This is a genomic window from Endozoicomonas sp. ONNA2 (assembly GCF_024606365.1).
GTDB lineage: Bacteria > Pseudomonadota > Gammaproteobacteria > Pseudomonadales > Endozoicomonadaceae > Endozoicomonas.
Map to the genome: position 1 here is coordinate 1 of NZ_JAHHPO010000602.1, position 3339 is coordinate 3339.

A 3339-nucleotide genomic window follows, 5' to 3' on the forward strand; every position below is an offset into this window, starting at 1 on the left:
AGAAATATTTTTCACCCAGAGTCTCGCTGATCGCAAGCTTGACAGACTCTTCGGGAACATCAACGAGTTCAGCGGTCCTGTCTCTCAAGGGCTTGGTATAGTCATAGGAAACCAGCTCATCAACAGACAACCAGGAGCGGCCGAATGCACCCGTTCCCCATTCATCAGATTCGGCCTTGACGAATTGACTGACATCTTCAGGCAGCCCCCGGGGCTCGTTGATAATGGGGTGTGGATAAACGATCCTGAAGCCCAACCAATTATAGTCTTCACTATCAAATCCCTCAGAAAAAAAAGAAAAGACTTTCTTGTTGCGATCCTGGAAAGGTTCGTAATCCGGGATTACTTCCCATTGCCCGGCATTATTTCTGAATTCAGCGTACACATGTATGTCCGTACCCATAATTAATTTCTGTCTGGTAAATTTAACCTGCAATTACTTTACCACACAGAACATTATTTGCTCGATTAATAACCACAGGGCAGATAAGATGATTGATCTTCATAGCTTCCTGCCACATCCGACACAATCATCATCAAAGGTACAAAGACAATTCATCAGTGCATATCGGGTTCGGTTCTTACCTATTGACACCGATCAAGGAACAAACGTGAAAATCCCCCTAAACTAGCCAAAAACATCATGACGTAATACAGACTGTTCTGCCTTGAGTTTTCCGACATCGAAAGACAGATCTGGCGACAAAAACACTGATTACCAAGACATGAAGATTACCGTTCGAGAGAAATATGAATAGTGTACCAGTTTGGGATAAAGACCTGATTCACCGTTACAACCACTCAGGCCCGCGTTACACCTCCTATCCCACGGCGGTGCAGTTTGATGGCAGCTTTGACATTCACAAATATCAGCTCAATGCCCAGTCCAGTGCCAGTGCTGTCAAGGCCCTGTCATTGTACTTTCACATCCCGTTCTGCGGCCATGTCTGTTATTACTGCGCCTGCAATAAAATTGTCACCAGGCACCGCGAACGCTCCAACATCTACCTGGAATACCTGTTCCGTGAAATAGAGATGCAGTCAACACTCTACAGCCATGAACAGCGGGTTGAGCAACTCCATTTGGGTGGTGGTACACCGACTTTCCTGAGCAGGGACCAGATAACTGACCTGATGGGTCACATCAGCCAACACTTCCAGCTGGAGCACAACGATGGTGCAGACTATTCCATTGAACTGGATCCCAGGGAAGTAGACTGGCCCATGATGGGCACCCTGCGGGATCTTGGTTTCAACCGGATCAGCATCGGTGTCCAGGACCTGAACCCCAGGGTTCAGGCCGCCGTTAACCGGGTGCAGCCTGAAAGCATGATTAAATCCGTTCTTGATGCATCCAGGGTCATGGCATTTCGATCAGTGCATATGGATCTGATCTATGGCCTGCCTTTTCAGACAACCAGCAGTTTTATGGAAACCATTGATCGTGTGATTGATATGGCTCCGGACCGGTTATCCCTGTTTAACTACGCCCACCTGCCCCACCGCTTCAAGCCACAGCGCAGGATCAATGAGCAGGATCTGCCAGCGCCGGAAATGAAACTGGAAATTCTGCACCAGGCCACGGAAAAGTTGTTGGAGCAGGGGTACATCTATATCGGTATGGATCACTTTGCCCTGCCAGACGATGAGCTGGCCATTGCCCGGGAAGAAGGCACCCTGCACCGGAATTTCCAGGGTTATACCACCCATGGCCACTGCGACCTGATCGGCATGGGCGTATCTGCCATCAGCCAGGTCGGTGACACTTATATCCAGAACAGCACCGATGAGACCCAGTACTACACAATGATCAATGAACAGCGGCTGCCGATGGTACGCGGATTGAAGATGACGGATGATGACAAGGTTCGCCAGGCAGTGATTACCCGGCTGATCTGCCACTTCAAACTGAACTTCAGCGATATTGAGACGCAGTTTGATATTAGATTCAAAGATTACTTCCGTGATGAACTGGCCAGACTTGAGCCGATGATGGCCGACGGTCTTGTCAGCCTGGGTAGCGATGACGTGCTGGAAGTACTGCCAAGGGGGGCACTGCTGATACGTAACATCTGTATGCAGTTCGACCACTATCTCAATCAACCCGGGATGCAAGAAAAGCCGCTTTATTCAAAGGTCATCTAAATGACAGCACACGCCGGAGTAATAAGCAGGCTCCGGAGTTTCTCTTACCAACGACAACTGCCTGATTATTTTGCACAGCGTTGAAAACCCTCTGGTTATCAGAAAAAAATTGAAAGTGACTACTATTTATCACCACTCTCACATTGATTTGCCAGAAGCATAAGTGCAAAATCAGCCGAATACCATGAACGAAAATTTAATCCTGTGACACAATGTCAGATTGATTTTTCCGGGGACAAAGACCAGGCTACCAGGTACAATGACTGATGCTATTATCAGGGTAAGTCCTGAGCTGAATAGACGACACAGCAAATGGAAGCACATCGGAGTATCTGCAGTCTATGACGACGTGCCCAAGCAGTACTAAACTACTACTTTAGGTTTGCCCGGTTGCCTGCATAGCTGAGTTACACGCCGGTGGCACTTTTCGTAAACCTGGCTTTCCATAAATGTGGCTTTTCATAAACCTGGCTTTTCATAAACCTGGCTTTTCATAAACCTGGCTTTTCATAAAGTGTCGAATTTCGCCAATACGACTTTGAGGCCTTTCAATGACGTCAAAGCCCAACGTCCGACAGCCGAGCCATGTGGCCTGCAGAGACTGCAGCCTCAGCTCATTGTGCCTGCCACTGGCATTGAGCATCAAGGATATTGATCAGCTGGATCAGATCATCAAGCGTGGACGTCCCTTGAAAAAAGGCGAACACCTGTTTCTGGAAGGCGATCCCTTCACCAGTGTCTTTGCTGTTCGCTCAGGGGCGATCAAAACCTACACGGCCACCAATGAAGGTGAGGAGCAAATCACCGGTTTCTACCTGCCCAGTGAAATTCTTGGCCTCAGTGGTATGGATACCGATACCTTTCCGGTTTCTGCCCAGGCGATGGAAACCACCATGATTTGCGAGATCCCCTTTGAACAACTTGAAAACCTTTCAGATCAATTCCCGCAGCTCCGTCGGCATCTGATGCGTCTGATGAGCAAGCGCATCCGTGAAGACCAGCAAATGATGATGCTGCTCTCCAAGAAAAGCGCCGATGAACGCATTGCCACGTTCCTGATTAATCTGGCCAGCCGGTTTCGTCGCCGTGGCTTTTCTTCCCAGTCGTTCCGACTGTCCATGTCAAGAAATGAGATGGGCAACTATCTGGGCCTGGCGGTAGAAACCGTGAGTCGTGTATTTACCCGATTCCAGA

Annotated in this window: 3 protein-coding genes; 2 read left to right on the forward strand and 1 reads right to left on the reverse strand. The window is 48.7% G+C overall.

The annotated features are described in order from the left end of the window. Positions 1–403: hypothetical protein (locus KDK14_RS10645; protein ID WP_257265085.1), on the reverse strand; the 403-nt coding region annotated here is incomplete at its 3' end. Positions 404–750: 347 nt separating this feature from the next. Here KDK14_RS10645 and hemN point away from each other — a divergent pair. Further along, a complete protein-coding gene (hemN, locus tag KDK14_RS10650) occupies positions 751–2145 on the forward strand; it encodes an oxygen-independent coproporphyrinogen III oxidase (RefSeq protein ID WP_257265086.1) in 1395 nt (464 codons plus the stop codon). 551 nt (positions 2146–2696) lie between these two features. Beyond that, positions 2697–3339, forward strand: a 643-nt coding sequence (gene fnr / locus KDK14_RS10655) for a fumarate/nitrate reduction transcriptional regulator Fnr (protein WP_257265087.1), incomplete at its 3' end; no start/stop codon positions are given.